Below are 15,342 nucleotides of genomic sequence, written 5' to 3' on the forward strand. Positions count from 1 at the left end.
GCCCAGTCCGTTCAGCCCAGACCGGATGCCGGGCCGAGACCGGTGGTCACCGCGAACGCGAGTACCCCCTCAGCACCCACGTGGGCGAGCGCCGGAGCCTCGGCATCAGGGACGAACGCGCTCTCTCCGCGTGCGAGCGCGAGATCACCCTTGGGAGTGTCGAGCGTGAGCGAGCCCCGCACTACGAGCACGACGGCGGCCCCGGCCTGGGCGATGGGGACAGGCTCAGGTGTCGGGTCATCGACAGAACGTGCGACGTCGATGCGCTGGAGCTGGAACTCGGCGAACGGCGGGCGGTAGAGCTCCTGGCCGAGCTCGGACTCCTGGGGGGCAAGCAGCGGAACGCCAGCCGACTCGAAGACGACCGTGCGCAGCAGTTCGGGGATGTCGATGTGCTTGGGGGTCAGGCCGCCGCGGAGCACGTTGTCGGACGAGGCCATGACTTCGATGCCCAGGCCCTCGAGATACGCGTGGACATTGCCTGCAGGGAGGTAGAGGGCCTCGCCCGGTGCAAGGCTCACGCGGTTGAGCATGAGGGAGATGAGGACCCCGGGATCCGAGGGGTAGGCCGCTGCGAGGTCGACGACGGTGGCGAGGGCTGCGTCCTGCTCCCGGCCCGGCCGGGCTGCCCTCGCGGCCGGACTGTGGGCGATGATCGCGGCTGCCGAGGCGTCGACGCACTCGCGTACGTCCTGTCCGCCGGTGATGAGCCGCGCGAACGCCGCGCTGAGGGCCTCCGTCTCGTCTGGGACCCGCAAGAGCTCCGCGACCTGCTCCGTGACCTCCGCCGCATCGGACCCCGCCAGGAGCGCGGTCAGCCTCTCGAACAGAGCGGCGGCCTCGGCCTGCCGCCGGAAGCCCGAGAGTGCCTCGAAGCGGGTGAGCGCGAAGATCATCTCCGGCTTGTGGTTGTCGTCCTTGTAGTTCCGATGCGGCGCAGAAGGGGCGACGCCGGCCGCCTCCTCCGCCCTGAATCCGGCCTTGGCCTGGTCGAGCCTCGGGTGGACCTGCAGGGACAGCGGAGAGGCCGCGGCAAGGACCTTGAGCAGGTACGGCAAGCGCGCCCCGAAGGACTCGATGCTCCGGGCTCCAAGCGCCCTCATAGGGTCCGCGGCGATGAGGGACGCGAGGTTCTCGCCGTCAGGTCCGTCGACAGGCTTGGACGACGCATCGGGGTGTGCGCCGATCCACATCTCGGCCTCGGGCCGTCCGCTCGGCTCATAGCCGAGAAGCCCGGCAATCGCGGTGGTTGAACCCCATGCGTAGTCGCGGACGGTGTTGCTGAGCAGGTACATGTGCGTCCTCGAAGGTGTCAGGTGCGGATGTCGGAGCTGTGCGTCAGCCTAGGGCGGTGGGTCGGCGTGACCGAACCGTCAGAGCGGTGTGCACTCCCCGTTGCCCGCCAGGATCTGGTTCAGCAGGTCGTTCTGACCCGTTCGGAACAGCGTATTGAGCCGGTCCGGAGTGACCTTGACGCCGTCCGGCCCGATGTCGTTGTACTGGCCACTAGGAGCGAACTGGCCACTAGGAGTGACCTGGCCGGCCGGACCGAACTGGCTGGCCTGCGCGAACTGGCTGGCCGAGAGCACGGCGGGCACCGCGAGTCCCGCACCGCCAGCGAGCCCCGCGCCAGGGGTGACCTCCGTCGCTGAGGCGAGCGGCGTCGTCGTGCGTCTCTGTGCCTGCGGCGATGGCGAGCTGGACGCCGAGCCGGTGGCGCTCTTGAGGACGTTCTGAACCTTGGCGTGGATGGCGCTGAAGTCCGGGTAGGTGGGGAAGGAGGCGTCGAAGTCCGGGGGTCCGATCACGAGGCGGCTCGTGGGCTGGCTCTTGCCCTTGAGGGCGAGATCGACGAAGCTGCCGAGCTGGGACGAGGAGATGTTCGACTCGACGACCTTGGTCCCCGCGTTGGCGATGTCCTGGAACTTGCTCAGGAGGGTCGCGGGGTTGAGCTGGTTGATCATCGCTTGCTCAATGCACTGCTGGCGTGCGATGCGGTCATAGTCGCTGACGAATTCGCGGCTGCGGCCGTACCAGAGGGCGTGGAAGCCGTCGAGCGTCTGCACGCCGGGCGCGATCCAGCCCACTGGCAGGGCATGCGTGCCGTTGTCATCGAGCGCCGCACCGCTCATGGGGACCCAGCCGCCGGCCTTGATCCGGATGCCGCCCATCGCGTCGATGAGCTGCTGGAAGCCAGCCATGTCGACCACTACGTAGGCCTGGACCTTGATGCCGAGCGTGCCAGAGGCGGCCTCGAGCGTTGCCTGCGCGCCGGGATCGTCCGCGCCGGGGTAGAGGTCACGGTACTTCTGGTTGACCTCGGTGTTGATCGCGTTGACGATGCACTGGTCGCCGCAGTTGTACCCGTCCGGGTAGACCTTGCGCATGGGCGAGTCCGCCGAGAACTGGGCGTTCTGGAGGTTGCGGGGGATCGAGATGAGCGCGGTCCGCCCGGTGTTCGCGTCGACGCTGACGATCGAGAGGCTGTCGGGGCGGCGGCCCACGCGATCATCGCCCGCGTCGCCGCCCATGATCATGAAGTTGTAGCGCCCGTCGACTGGGCTGATCGCCGGTCCGCCGGCGAAGATCGAACCGATGGCTCCGCGGCCGACTCCGATGAGGTAGGCGGCGTAGGCCAGGCTCCCGCTCGAGAGGACCATGGAGACCACGAGCGCGAGGATGACGATCGGCCGCATCTTCTGAGCGAGCAGTGGCACGCGGATGAGCCTCAGGGTGCTGATGAAGAGCACCGCCCACCCGAGTGCGAGCGCAATCAGGACGATGATCAGCACGAGCGATATCACCGGATGGGTGACCATCGTCAGGATCGCGCCCCGGTTGATCAGGCCTACCACAAGGAGGACGAGAAGCAGTGCCCAGACCGTGATGGTCACGGCCAGGGCCCTGCGGGCCAGCCTCCGGTTGCCTGCGATGAGCTGGGCGGAGCCGGGCACGAGCAGGGTCAGGACCAGGAGGGTGAACGCCCGTCTGGTGCGCACCGACGAGGGGGCATCCTCGGGATGCCGGATCGGGTCAGTCTGGTGGCTGCGCTCGGGGGCGTGCAGTGCCATGGTCCTCCTTCGGCGCGCTGGTTGAGGTTGTGCCGGTCAGACCGCGCGCTGGTCGACGTGCTCTGACGCGAACACGCTGGCCGCCTTCGCGCGCAGCGCCTCGCCCTTGCGGGCCGCCGCGGCCTTGAGCTCGGACGCGAAGTCGGCAAGGCTCGCCGAGAGCCGACGGCCCAGATCGTCGTCGGCCGAGGCCAGCATCCTCACGGCGAGGAGCCCCGCGTTGCGGGCGCCGCCGATCGAGACGGTCGCGACCGGGACACCCGCCGGCATCTGGACGATTGAGAGGAGGGAATCCATGCCGTCCAGGGTCTTGAGCGGCACGGGGACTCCGATGACCGGCAGCGTCGTCACCGAGGCGAGCATGCCGGGCAGGTGCGCGGCACCGCCAGCCCCCGCGATGATGACGCGCAGGCCACGGGTGCGCGCGTCCTTCCCGTATGCGATCATCTCCTCCGGCATGCGGTGGGCGGAGACGACGTCGGCCTCGAAGGGGATGCCGAATTCTGCGAGGGCGTCGGCGGCCGCCTCCATGACGGGCCAGTCCGAATCCGAGCCCATAACGAGGCCCACGAGGGGCTGCTGCGGTGCTGTCGTGCTCATGCGGTCTCCTGAGGCTTCTGAAGCGCGGACGCGGTCGTACGGGCGGCGATGGGGGGAACAGGTACGCCGTCACGGACGAGGGCCGCGACACGCGAGGCGCGCTCGCGCAGGTCGACAGGGTCGGAGCCGGGCCCGCCCACGAGGTTCACGTGGCCGATCTTGCGGCCGGGACGTACCGACTTGCCGTACGTGTGGACCTTGGCCGCCGGATCCGCTGCGAGTGCGGCCGGGAAGGCGCTGTAGAGATCCTGATTGGCGCCGCCGAGGTAGTTCTTCATGACCGCCCAGTCACCGAGGACATCGGTGGCCCCCAGGGGGAGGTCCAGAACGGCGCGCAGATGCTGCTCGAACTGGCTCGTCACCGAACCGTCCTGAGTCCAGTGGCCGGTGTTGTGCGGCCGCATCGCGAGCTCGTTGATGAGGAAGCCCGGGCCGCGTCCCGGAGTCTCGAACAGCTCTGCGGCCATGACTCCCGTGACGCCGAGGCTCTCCGCGATCTGCAGTGCTGCGTCCTCGGCCGCCCGCGCAACGGCCGGGTCAAGCTCGGGCGCCGGTGCGATGACCTCGTCGCACACGCCCTTGACCTGGATGGTGTGGACCACGGGCCAGGCGCGCGATTCCCCACCGGGGGTCCGGGCGACGAGGGCCGAGAGCTCACGCGAGAACTCGACCATCTCCTCGGCCAGCAGCGGCGTCATGGTCCCGAACCAGTCGTCGGAATCGAGGGCATCCGTCGCGGAGCGGAGCACGCGCACGCCCTTGCCGTCATAGCCGCCGCGCGGGGTCTTCAGGACGATCGGCCAGCCGATCTCCGCGCCGAAGTCCGTGAGCTCCTCAACGTGGTGCACCGCGCGCCAGCGCGGGTTGGGCAGTCCGAGCGCGTCAACGGCAGCGCGCATCGCCAGCTTGTCCTGGGCATGGACCAGCGCCTCCGGGCCGGGCTGCACGTTGACTCCCTCGGCCATGAGCGCCAGAAGGTGCTCGGTCGGCACGTGCTCGTGGTCGAACGTCAGGACGTCAACCCCGCGGGCAAAGGCGCGCAGGTCGTCGAGGCTGCGGTAGTCGCCGATCGGGGCGAACGGGACCGCGGGCACGGCAGAGACGTCCTCAGCCTCGGCCAAGACCCGCAGCTCGAGGCCCAGGGCAGTCGCGGCAGGGGCCATCATGCGGGCAAGCTGGCCGCCTCCGACCACGCCGATTACAGGAAAACTCACTAGCCCAGCCTACAGAACACGGCAGTTGGCTCATTGGAGGCGGCCGCGTGGCCCCCTTCCAATCTGGTGCTGGGACGCCGCGCCCGGGCCGTACCCGGGCGCGGCGGTAGAATGTCCTGTGGCCTCGGCCGAATCTCAATACCGCCCGTGGAGGAACATGATCTCGTCAATCTCCGACCGTCTGCACGGTCTGGCCTCGCTGTTCTGGCGTGAGGTCGCCAAGTTCGGGACGGTCGGCGGTGTGGCCTTTGTCATCGACAACGGCCTGACTTATCTGTTCATGCACACGATCATGTCCGACTCCGAGGCCAAGGCCCGGTTCTTCGGTGCGACCGTCGCCACGGTCTTCTCCTGGCTGGCCAACCGGTACTGGACGTTCCGGCACCGCAAGCAGGCCAACATCGTCCGCGAATTCGTCATGTTCGTGGTGATCAACGGCATCGGCATCGGGATCTCCACGGGATTCACGGCGATCGCGAAGTACTGGCTCAACGTCCAGGACAAGAATCTGCTCTTCCTCGCGGGCGTGGTGGGCATCCTCGTGGCCACGGTGGTCCGATTCTTCGCCTACCGCTTCTGGGTCTTCAACCAGGAGCTCGACACCGAACCCGGCTACGAGGAAGACCACGAGCTCTTCGACCACGAGCACGCCGGGCACCACCGGGGCGGCGGCACCGCCGCATCCCCAGCGGTGCCGGGCACTCAGGCCAGCGAATTGAAAGCCGATCTGAAAGCCGATTTGAAAGCCGATCGGGAACAGTAGCCGCCCGCGCTAGCTGATCTTCTCCGCTGGACTGGTTTTCTCCGCTGCGCGGATTCTCTCGGTGTCGGTCTCCTCGACCGATTCGTGCACGAGCACCACCGAGCCGCCCGCGGCCCACGCGCCCAGCATACGTGCGACGGCCCCGATGAGACCCTGCCCCGCACTGACGAGGATCCGGGCGCCATCGGCCTCAGCAGCTGCGAAGCGCCCGAGGAGGTCTGCCTGGGTGAGCGCGGTGCCCCCGGTCCTCAAGGCCTCGTCCTCCTGGACCGGCGGGTCGAACGGCTCGTACGAGTCCGCGAACTGCCGCACGAGCGCCGCGTAGTCGTAGGTCCCAGCGGCCAATGTGCCCGGGAATCTCATCTCAAGCGCCCCCAGCGCCACGGCGACGCGGGCGCCGGCGACCCCTGTGCCCGAGACCTCCCCGCCGGTGACCTCCCCGCCGGTGACCTCCCCGCCGGGGGCGGGTGCGGCGTCGTGCGTTCCGTCCGGTCCGATGAACGTAATGTCCGCCGGGCCCTGGTCCGAACCCGCGAGCAGGACGGCACCCACCTGCCACGCCGCGAGGGCCACGACGGCGGACTTCCAGTGCGCGGGGAGATCCAGGCGGATGCGCGTCCCCCGCTCGGCATCGAGCTCTTCGGAGAGGAAATTCGCGGTCTTCGCAACCCAGTTGTCGAGCACACGGCCGGACAGCTCGATGCGCTCTCCGCCCGGCCCGTACCAGGTCAGTCGGGGAGAGGAGGAGTGGTTGCCGCTGCGGAGCTGCTTGAGCAGGTCCGGGATCGTGGATGCCATGAGGTCATTGTCGCCGGTTCATGTTCGGTTTCTTCCCGCGGACCCGTGAATCACGTTCATGGAATTTGCTGCGCCGATATCGCGTCATGGACCGTCGGAGCCGGACTCATGGAAGGTGCAGGAGGGCGGCTGCCGCAGGAGGTCCGGCGCGGAAGGCCGCCCCGCTGCCGGGCGTGTCGTCCGCAGTCTGCTGGTGGAATTCTGGCTAGAATCTGCGGCCGCCGCTTGACTCGGAACGACTTACACGCATGTAATTAGGACTGGACAGTAACTGCGCCGGCGGACAGCGATGAACCGATCATCGCATGCCCGAGGGGAACCGGCACCGGGATTCTTCCTGGCGCTGGACTTCGCGGCTCGCCGCGCAGACACGACCCGAGGAGGAGCACCGTGGGACAGACGGAGCGTATCCAGTACGAGTCGACGGTCGCTGCGCATGCATCGACCCGCTATCGGTCGCGGGGGATTCCCTCCGACTGGTACGTCGACCCAGCGGACCCAGAGGCCCAAGAACGCTATGAGGCCCTGTCCGCAGAAGCCCTGGAGGATGCCGCCACGGCATTCCTCACGGCGCACGAGACAGAGGAGGCCGAGTCCGACTTCGACGACGAGCCCGCGGACGAGGCGATCGAGAGGGCGCTCGCGCTGCTCGCGAACCCCGCCCAGCACACGCCGAAGCCGGTTCTCATCGAGCTCGTCCAGCCGGGCGACCCCGAGGAAGGCGAGCTCGCGTGGCAGGCCGAGGCGCTGTGCGCCCAGACCGACCCCGAGGCCTTCTTCCCCGAGAAGGGCGGCTCGACGCGCGACGCGAAGAAGGTGTGCGGCTCGTGCACGGTGCGCGCCCAGTGCCTCGAGTACGCGCTCGCCAACGACGAGCGCTTCGGTATCTGGGGCGGCCTGTCGGAGCGTGAGCGCCGCCGGCTCCGCAAGCGGGCGGTCTGACCCTGGAGGCTGTACGCGTCACCGCAGTCGTCGTAGCGCACGACGGCGCCCCCTACTTGCCCGCGACGCTCGCCGGCCTCGCGGGCCAGACTAGGCCTGCCAACGTCGTGATGGGCGTCGACGCCGGCTCCCGCGACGACTCTTCCGAGTTGCTGCGTGACGCCCTCGGCCCAGAGCATGTCACGGCGGTCCGGGCGCCCGGGGGATTCGGCGGCGCCGTGGCCCGAGGCCTGAGCGCCCTCCCGCCCGGCGAGGATTCGGGCGCCAGCGGGACCCAGGAGTGGCTCTGGCTCCTCCATGACGATTCCGCCCCCGCCCCGGACGCCCTCGCGGCGCTGCTCGAGGCCGTCGAAGCCGCCCCGAGGGTGGTGGTCGCCGGGTGCAAGCAGCTCGATGCCGAGTCGCCGCGGCGGCTGATCGATGTGGGGCTCTCCGTGAGCCGATGGTACGAGCGGCTCACCCTCGTCGACGTCGATGAGGTGGATCAGGGCCAGTACGACGCCCGCAGTGACATGTTCGCCGTCAACTCGGCCGGCATGCTCGTGCGGCGCGACATCTGGGAGAGGCTCGGCGGCTTCGACCCAGCGCTCCCCGCCACCGGCGACGACGTAGACTTCTGCCTCCGCGCCCGCCTGGCCGACAACCGCGTTGTCGTGGTCCCCGCCGCGCGGATGCTCCACACGATCCGGCCCGACGCCGCCGGGACGCCATTCGCCGCCCGCCGCGCCGAGGTCTACACACGACTCAAGCACACCCCTCTGGGGCTCCTGCCGTTCCACGCAGTCGGTGCCCTGCTCGGGGGGCTCTGGCAGTTCCTGCTCGGGATTGTCCTCAAAGAGCCCGCCCTCGGCGCGGCCAAGCTCGGCGCGAGCCTTTCGGCCCTGTCCTCGCCGGGCCGTCTCGTCAGCGGCCGGCGTTCTGCGCGCCGGACACGCAGGGTGTCCCGCTCCCTCCTCGGGACCCTGATCATTCCGCGGGCCGAGATCTGGGCGCACCGCCGCGCCCTCCTCGAGTCTGCCGAGCCGGACTCGGACGCCATTGTCGGCGACGGTACGGGCATCGCGGACGGGCCCAGCGAGCCGACCGGTGATTCCCAGCATGACTTCGCGGCCCTCGCCGTGGCGTCCCGGGGATGGATCGGTACGGGCGCCCTCGTCGTGACCGGCACCGCCCTCCTGGCCGCGCTCGTGGCCTTCGCGCCCCTGCTCGGGGCCGAGGCAGCCGTCGGCGGCGCACTCCTTCCCGTCTCGACGGCTCTCTCCGCGGTCTTCGCGCATGCGACCGGCTGGTGGACGGGCCTCGGCGCGGGCCAGCGCGGGCATGGCGATCCGTTCGACCTCGTCCTCTGGCTCTTCGGCCTGACGGGCTTCGGCGACACGAACCGTGCCGTCGTGGTGGTCCTCGTCCTCGCCGCGCCCATCGCCGGGATCGGGGCCTGGGCCCTTGCAGCGAACCTCACCGCACATCGCGCTCCGCGCACGCTTGCGGCCCTCGTGTGGGCCGCCGCGCCCTCGCTCATCCTCGCCCTCGCGCAGGGCCGTCTTGGCGCCGTCGTGGCCCACGCAGCCCTGCCGTGGGCTGCCCTCGGCATGCTGCGCGCCGTGGGGGCGGCCCGCGTCCGGGGGAGCGTCGGCCAGCATCACCAACCACGCAGGGGCTCGGGCGGCGCATCATCGTGGACCGCTGCCGCGGCGGGCGGGATCGCGCTGGCCTTCGCCGCTGCGGGGGCGCCCTCCCTTGTTCCGCTCGCGGGCGCCGTCGTCCTCGTGCTGACCGTGGCCCTGCGCGGCAGGGCCAGAACGCTGTGGTGGTCGCTCATCCCCACCGTGGTGCTCTTCCTCCCGCTCTGGGTCTCGGCGCCGAACAGCCCGCGGGCATGGATCACCGATCCAGGGGTACCGCTTCCCGTGGACCCCGCCCCAGCCTGGCAGCTTGTCCTGGGCCAGCCGGTGGCGTTCGACGCCGCGGCGGGACTGGCGGCCATCCCGTTCCTCCCCGCGGGGGTGCCGTGGTCCCTCGTGGCCGCGCTGCTCGTGGGCGCTCCCGTGCTGCTCGTCGCCGTGGCGGGAGCGGTCCTGCTGATCGGACGCCGCGGCCTCGCGGCACGGCTCCTCCTCCTTCTGGGCATCGCGGGCCTTGCGTACGCCTGGGCCGTCTCACGGATCCCGACCGCCGTTGCCGGCGATGCCCTCGCGGCACCCTACGCCGGCCCGAGCGTGGCGGCGGCCTTCCTCGCCCTCCTCATCGTGGCCGTGCTTGCCGCGGACCGGCTTCTTGAGCATCGCCGGATCGCAGCGCATCGCCCGCCTCTCGAGGGGACGGCACCCCATCAGGGCGCACGCCGGATCTCCTCGGGAGCGATCGTCGTCGCCTATGTGCTCCTCGCCGCGGGCCCTGTCGGAGTGCTCGCCCAGTGGGCAGCCTCAGGGTTCGCGCATGCCCCTGCGTCCGGCGGCCTGGGCGTCCAAGAGCTCGTGACGCCCGCGAGGGCGCGTGGCCTGCCAGCTACCGCGGCGGACCTCGGCGAGGGCGCCCAGCAGACGCGTACCCTCGTGCTCCGGGCTGCCGACGCAGGCGGGTTCACCGCGACCGTCATGCGTGGCTCCGGCACCACTCTGGACGCGCTGTCAGCGGTCGCCGCCTCGAGCCGCGTCGTGGGCGACTGGGGCAGCGAGCACGTCGCGGAGGACGACGCCGCACTGGCCGCCGTGCGCCGGGCCGTCGCCACCGTGGGCGGTGGTGCCGCTGTCGACCCGGGCAGCGACCTCCGGGATCTCGGCATCGGATTCGTTGTGCTCCCAGACAGCGGTCCGGCCGACGACCTCACCGCGAGCCACATCGATGCCGTGCCGTCCCTCGTGGCCGTGGGCCATACAGACGCGGGCTGGCTGTGGCGAGTGACGCCTCAGAACGCCGCACCGGATGCAGGGTTCTCGATCAACCAGCGGGCCAGGATCGTCGACCCTGCGGGGGTGACGATCGCGGCAGTGCCCTCGGGACGCGAGAGCATCTCCGCCGACCTGCCCGCCGGACCCGACGGACGCAGGCTCGTCCTGGCGGAACGCAGCGACGCGGGCTGGGAGGCCACCCTCAACGGCGTGGCCCTCGCCTCCACCGCGCAGGACTGGGCACAGGCCTTCGACCTCCCGGCCGCGGGCGGGCATGTGGAGGTCCGGTACGCCCATCCCGCAGCCATCCCGCTCGCAGTCGTGACGATCGTGGGGCTCGCCCTGACGCTTCTCCTGGCCATCCCTGCTGCCGCCCGCCAGACCGGCCGCACCGGGCGGGCCCGTTCTGCTCTACTGGTACCCGAGGGACTCGGCCGCCGCGAGCGCGGAACCGCCACTCGCACGGGACGGTCCCGGACCACCGAGGAACCGGACGCCCTCCCACCGCACGACGCCGGGTCCGAGGGACCTGCCGCACGAGAGGAGCCGGTGCATGACGAAGCCAGCCTCTGACAGCGCAGCCGGCACCCGTCGGCACCGCCTGCGCATCATCGCCGCCGCAGTGGCCGGAACGGCACTCACCGGCGTGTGGGCCGGGCTGACAGTTGTGGCCTCCACCGTGCCCGCGCCAGCGTCGCTCGGCACGAGGGAGGCGCAGTCCGTCAGGGTTCCGACCGGCGACGCCGTCCGTGCCTGCGCTGGGCCGGCGCGGCTGCTCGAGGGCTCCCCGGTGCAGGGCGACCCGCAGTTCAGCCCCGCGAGCAAGACTGCCCAGACGTCCGTGACCGGGATCGTGCTTTCGGACACGCAGGGGACCCTGCCTGACACGTCCCTCACCCCCCAGAGCGGATCGGCCCTGCGCACGCTGCCGGGGCAGCCGGCGCCGCCCGGTACGGTCGCGCAGCCGCGCGCGGCAGTGGTTGCGGGCCAGCGCGTCGACGGGCTGAGCGTCCTGACGGCGAAGCCCGTCTCCGGATCGGCGGCAGCGACCGGGGCCGCCGTGCGGTTCGAGGCGTCGGACGGCGACCTCCGCGGTCTGGCGGCCGCCACCTGCACCGCCCCGTCGAACGACCAGTGGCTCTCGGGCGGCGAGACGACCGTGGGACGTACCTCGGTCCTCACGCTTGCCAACTCGAGTGCGACGCCGGCGACGGTTGACCTCGAGTTCTTCGGCGACAAGCCGCTCACGCAGGCCCCGCCCTCGAGCCGCGGCCTGACGATCAAGCCCGGCAGCTCGGCGTCGTACGTCCTGAGCGGCTACATGCCCGGCCAGGCGAACGTCTCCGTGCATGTGCACAGCAGCGGCGGGCCCGTCGCAGCCGCCATCCAGCAGTCCACACTGCGCGGCCTCACGCCGGGCGGCGTCGAGCTGATCACACCGGCCGCGGCGCCGTCGTCGCGCCAGACGGTCTCCGGGATCGAGCTGCAGGAACCCGGCCAGGCGAACGCGCTCGCGGCTAAGGACGGGTTCGCCGATGCACGCGCTGCCGTGCAGATCACCGTGCCCGGAGCTGCCGACGCTGTGGTGCAGCTGCGCGTCTACGGCCGCAATGGTGCGGTGCAGCTGCCCAGCGGGGGAGTCGTGACGGCCAAGGCGGGCGCCGTCACCGAGGTCCCGCTCACAGGCCTGCCGGCGGGGACGTACAGCGTTTCGGCGTCTGCCGATGTCTCCTTCACCGCGAGTGCGCGCGTGCCGCGCGGGCTGTCGGCCAACGATCCACTCGACTTCGCGGTCGCCGCCGCCACACAGCGGATTGGGGACAACCACGTGGTGGCCATCGGATCTGGCGGATCGCGGCAGATGGTGTTCGGCGTTCCCGACGGGCGGGCGCAGATCCGCGCCGTGCCTGTCACGGATGACGGCGCCATGCACCCCCCAGTGACGCTCGACGTCGCTGGCGGCACCACCGCGGTCCTCGACGTCCCGGACAAGGTCGACGGTGCCCCACTCGCCGGCTACGTCCTCTCGGCGTCGGGCGATGCGGCCTTCGGGTCCATCCTGCTCAAGGGCGACGGCAACGCGATCGCCGCGGCGACGATCGTCCCCGCGGCCGCGGCGGCCCAGACCATGCCGGTGACGGTGGGCTATTAGCCCGGCGGCACTCCCGGCCCGGCACTCCTGACGCTGCGCTAGTAGCCGCGGTAATAGGGATCGAGGGTCTCGGGGGCAACGCCGAGCATGAGGGCCGTGTATTCGACCACGATGTCGTGGACGAGGTCCTGGATCTCTGCGGGGGATCCCGCGCCCGTCTCGACGACGCGCCGGTAGACGGTGATCCGGGGTGCGCGGCCAGCCGCGCCCGGCGTGTAGTGGCCCTGCGGGGGACGGCCGCCGTCGCGGAGCATCTGCTCGAGCCCGGGAGGGATCTCCTCGACGGCGTACTCGACGCCGTCGAGCTTGGACCCGTTGAGGTCCTGGAGACGGTCCGCCGCCTCGAACACCCAGTCCTCGAAGCGCTCTGCGCGGGTCCGGCTTGCGGGCAGGACTGAGGGGAGGATCTCGCCCCGGAGCCCACGGCCGTGCCGATTCCTGCGGCGCGCACGGAAGGTCCTGTGATGGACGGCCTCCAGCTCATCCTGCGGAGGGACGGCCCGGATGCTGAGGGAGGGGCCGCCGGAATCCGGCGAATCCCCAACGATGGAACGATCCTGCATACATCGACTGTAGTCGTCGCCCCGGCGCGGTGCGAGCCACGCGGGCGGCACGGCACGGCCGCAGCGCAAGCAGTCAATGCCCCGGCACGGCATGTGCCGGGAGTAGGGTTCTGTGCCGTGGGTCCCCTACGCCATTGTTCTCGATCAGCCTGCCGCCAGGCCGCGGTGGCCACGCTGACGTATGTGTACGCCGAGTCGACCGCTGTCCTCGGTCCGCTCGCGACATACGCCGAGCCGCACAGCTATGACCTGTGCGCAACCCATGCAGAGCGTCTCACCGTGCCGCGCGGCTGGGAGGTGCTCCGGCTGGCCCTGCCAGCGGCACCGCCCCGCGGCTCGGATGACATCCTCGCCCTCGCCGATGCCGTCCGTGACCGTGAGCAGCAGTCCGGACGGGCGCACGAGAGCGCGTCGCGCGACCGGGGAGGATCGAAGGCGCCGCTCGAGGCGCCTCCGGGAACGGACGCTGCCCCGCGGCGCCATCTGCGTCTCCTGCGCGAGCAGTCCTGACGTCGCGGACTCGGTACTCTTGAGGGCATGCCGAACCTCAGCCCCTCGCTGCTTGCGATCCTCAGGTGTCCCGTGACGGGATCCGCCCTCGTCCAGGACGGTGACACCCTCGTGGCGACCGTGCCGGGCCCGGACGGGACAGCACCCCGCTATCAGATCGAGGACGGCATTCCCGTTCTCCTCGCCCCGCAGACCTCTTCCAGCACGACGCCCGCGAATCAGGAGCACGCATGACCCTCGAGTACAAGGTGAAGGACATCTCCCTCCACGAGGCGGGTCGCCACCAGATCCGGCTCGCCGAGCACGAGATGCCTGGTCTCATGGCCCTGCGCTCGGAGTTCGGCGCTTCGCAGCCGCTCGCCGGCGCACGCATCGCCGGATCGCTGCACATGACGGTCCAGACGGCAGTCCTCATCGAGACCCTCGTGGCGCTCGGCGCCCAGGTCCGGTGGGCCTCGTGCAACATCTTCTCCACGCAGGACGAGGCGGCCGCGGCCGTCGTCGTCGGCGCGGGCACGCCCGAGAACCCGCAGGGCATCCCCGTCTTCGCGTGGAAGGGCGAGACCCTCGAGGAGTACTGGTGGACGGCTGAGCAGATCCTCACGTGGCCGGGCGCCGATCAGGACCCGTCCGTCGGTCCGAACATGATCCTCGACGACGGCGGTGACGCAACGCTCCTCGTGCACAAGGGTGTCGAGTTCGAGGCCGCCGGTGCGGTCCCGGCCGCGACTGATGAGGACTCGCACGAGTACAGGATCATCCTCGACGTCCTGCGCGTCGATCAGGCGGTCGACCCGCAGAAGTGGACGCGCATCGCGGGCGGCATCAAGGGTGTCTCCGAGGAGACGACGACGGGCGTGCACCGCCTCTACCAGCTTGCCGAGCAGGGCAAGCTCCTCTTCCCGGCCATCAACGTCAACGACGCCGTCACGAAGAGCAAGTTCGACAACAAGTACGGCATCCGCCACTCCCTTCCGGACGGCATCAACCGCGCCACCGACGTCCTCATCGGGGGCAAGGTCGCCGTCGTCTGCGGGTACGGCGATGTGGGCAAGGGCGCGGCCGAGGCCCTCCGCGGTCAGGGCGCGCGCGTCATCGTTACGGAGATCGACCCGATCTGCGCCCTCCAAGCCGCGATGGACGGGTACCAGGTGGCGCGCCTGGAGTCCGTGCTCCGCCAAGGCGACCTCTTCATCACGACGACCGGCGGCAAGGACATCATCCTCGCCGCACACATGGCGTCCATGAAGGACAAGGCCATCGTGGGCAACGTCGGCCACTTCGACAACGAGATCGATATGGCCGGTCTTGCCGCGGTCCCAGGCGTCCGCAAGGTCGAGATCAAGCCCCAGGTGCACGAGTGGGTGTTCCCGGCGTCCACCGGCGTCGACGGCGCCGTGCCCGAGCACTCAGTCATCGTGCTGTCCGAGGGGCGCCTGCTCAATCTCGGGAACGCCACGGGCCACCCGTCCTTCGTGATGAGCAACTCGTTCGCCAACCAGACGATCGCGCAGATCGAGCTGTGGACCAAACGGGACCAGATCGCTGGCGAGCGTGAGTACGAGAATCAGGTGTACGTGCTGCCGAAGATCCTCGACGAGAAGGTGGCCCGGCTCCACCTCGGTGCCCTCGGCGTAGAGCTCACGGAGCTGACCAAGGATCAGGCCGAGTACCTAGGCCTCGACGTGGCCGGACCGTATAAGGCGGACCACTACCGGTACTGACCGTACCGGCCTTCCACGTTGCGCGTTGCGGCCGCCCCGATCGTTTCCCGATTGTGCTCGGGAAGTGATCGGGGCGGTTCGCGCCTGCCGGTAATCTTGAGAGAAGGCATTCGCGGC

Annotated in this window: 13 protein-coding genes; 7 read left to right on the forward strand and 6 right to left on the reverse strand. The window is 70.3% G+C overall.

Annotation, left to right across the window (positions count from 1 at the left end; translation table 11 throughout):
- Positions 1–11: 11 nt before the first annotated feature.
- The 4 genes from manA to AB5L97_RS06345 all read right to left on the reverse strand — a co-directional run bounded on the left by manA (position 12) and on the right by AB5L97_RS06345 (position 4,885).
- A complete protein-coding gene (gene manA, locus AB5L97_RS06330) occupies positions 12–1,295 on the reverse strand; it encodes a mannose-6-phosphate isomerase, class I (RefSeq protein ID WP_369046908.1) in 1,284 nt (427 codons plus the stop codon).
- Between the two features lie 78 nt (positions 1,296–1,373).
- Positions 1,374–3,071: an LCP family protein gene (locus AB5L97_RS06335; RefSeq protein WP_369046909.1), complete on the reverse strand. Its 1,698-nt coding sequence runs from the start codon at positions 3,069–3,071 to the stop codon at positions 1,374–1,376.
- Positions 3,072–3,107: 36 nt separating this feature from the next.
- Complete coding sequence (gene purE / locus AB5L97_RS06340; protein ID WP_307957181.1) at positions 3,108–3,671, reverse strand: 5-(carboxyamino)imidazole ribonucleotide mutase; 564 nt, start codon at positions 3,669–3,671, stop codon at positions 3,108–3,110.
- On the reverse strand, positions 3,668–4,885 hold the full coding sequence (locus AB5L97_RS06345) for a 5-(carboxyamino)imidazole ribonucleotide synthase (RefSeq protein WP_369046910.1): 1,218 nt from the start codon (positions 4,883–4,885) through the stop codon (positions 3,668–3,670). The genes purE and AB5L97_RS06345 overlap by 4 nt, the downstream gene beginning before the upstream one ends.
- Positions 4,886–5,042: 157 nt before the next feature.
- Here AB5L97_RS06345 and AB5L97_RS06350 point away from each other — a divergent pair, with 157 nt between their 5' ends.
- Entirely contained in the window at positions 5,043–5,648 is a 606-nt protein-coding gene (locus AB5L97_RS06350; protein WP_369046911.1) for a GtrA family protein, read from the forward strand.
- Between the two features lie 9 nt (positions 5,649–5,657).
- Here the strand turns inward: AB5L97_RS06350 and AB5L97_RS06355 are convergent, their stop codons facing one another.
- Entirely contained in the window at positions 5,658–6,446 is a 789-nt protein-coding gene (locus tag AB5L97_RS06355; protein WP_369046912.1) for a TIGR03089 family protein, read from the reverse strand.
- 390 nt (positions 6,447–6,836) lie between these two features.
- On the opposite strand from AB5L97_RS06355, the gene AB5L97_RS06360 reads away from it, so the two are divergent.
- Genes AB5L97_RS06360 through AB5L97_RS06370 form a run of 3 tightly spaced genes read left to right on the forward strand, consistent with a single transcriptional unit; the run spans position 6,837 to position 12,428 of the window.
- Positions 6,837–7,388 (forward strand): WhiB family transcriptional regulator, encoded by a 552-nt coding sequence (locus AB5L97_RS06360; protein WP_307957185.1) that lies wholly within the window; start codon positions 6,837–6,839, stop codon positions 7,386–7,388.
- A 2-nt stretch (positions 7,389–7,390) separates the two neighbouring features.
- Positions 7,391–10,849, forward strand: coding sequence for a glycosyltransferase (locus AB5L97_RS06365; protein ID WP_369047367.1), 3,459 nt, complete (start codon positions 7,391–7,393; stop codon positions 10,847–10,849).
- Complete coding sequence (locus tag AB5L97_RS06370; RefSeq protein WP_369046913.1) at positions 10,830–12,428, forward strand: DUF5719 family protein; 1,599 nt, start codon at positions 10,830–10,832, stop codon at positions 12,426–12,428. The genes AB5L97_RS06365 and AB5L97_RS06370 overlap by 20 nt, the downstream gene beginning before the upstream one ends.
- 38 nt (positions 12,429–12,466) lie before the next feature.
- On the opposite strand, the gene AB5L97_RS06375 is transcribed toward AB5L97_RS06370, so the two are convergent.
- Positions 12,467–12,991: a metallopeptidase family protein gene (locus tag AB5L97_RS06375; protein WP_369046914.1), complete on the reverse strand. Its 525-nt coding sequence runs from the start codon at positions 12,989–12,991 to the stop codon at positions 12,467–12,469.
- Between the two features lie 117 nt (positions 12,992–13,108).
- Between AB5L97_RS06375 and AB5L97_RS06380 the strand changes: the two genes are divergently transcribed.
- From AB5L97_RS06380 to ahcY, 3 genes are read left to right on the forward strand one after another with little or no spacing between them, the layout of a single operon-like run.
- On the forward strand, positions 13,109–13,501 hold the full coding sequence (locus tag AB5L97_RS06380; protein ID WP_369046915.1) for a DUF3499 domain-containing protein: 393 nt from the start codon (positions 13,109–13,111) through the stop codon (positions 13,499–13,501).
- A 27-nt stretch (positions 13,502–13,528) separates the two neighbouring features.
- A complete protein-coding gene (locus tag AB5L97_RS06385) occupies positions 13,529–13,735 on the forward strand; it encodes a Trm112 family protein (RefSeq protein WP_307957189.1) in 207 nt (68 codons plus the stop codon).
- The gene (ahcY, locus tag AB5L97_RS06390) at positions 13,732–15,225 is read left to right on the forward strand and encodes an adenosylhomocysteinase (protein WP_369046916.1); all 1,494 of its coding nucleotides are present in this window, start codon (positions 13,732–13,734) and stop codon (positions 15,223–15,225) included. Before AB5L97_RS06385 ends, ahcY begins: the two co-directional genes overlap by 4 nt.
- Positions 15,226–15,342 lie beyond the last annotated feature (117 nt).

The organism is Sinomonas sp. P10A9, from assembly GCF_041022165.1.
Classification (GTDB): Bacteria; Actinomycetota; Actinomycetes; order Actinomycetales; family Micrococcaceae; genus Sinomonas; species Sinomonas puerhi.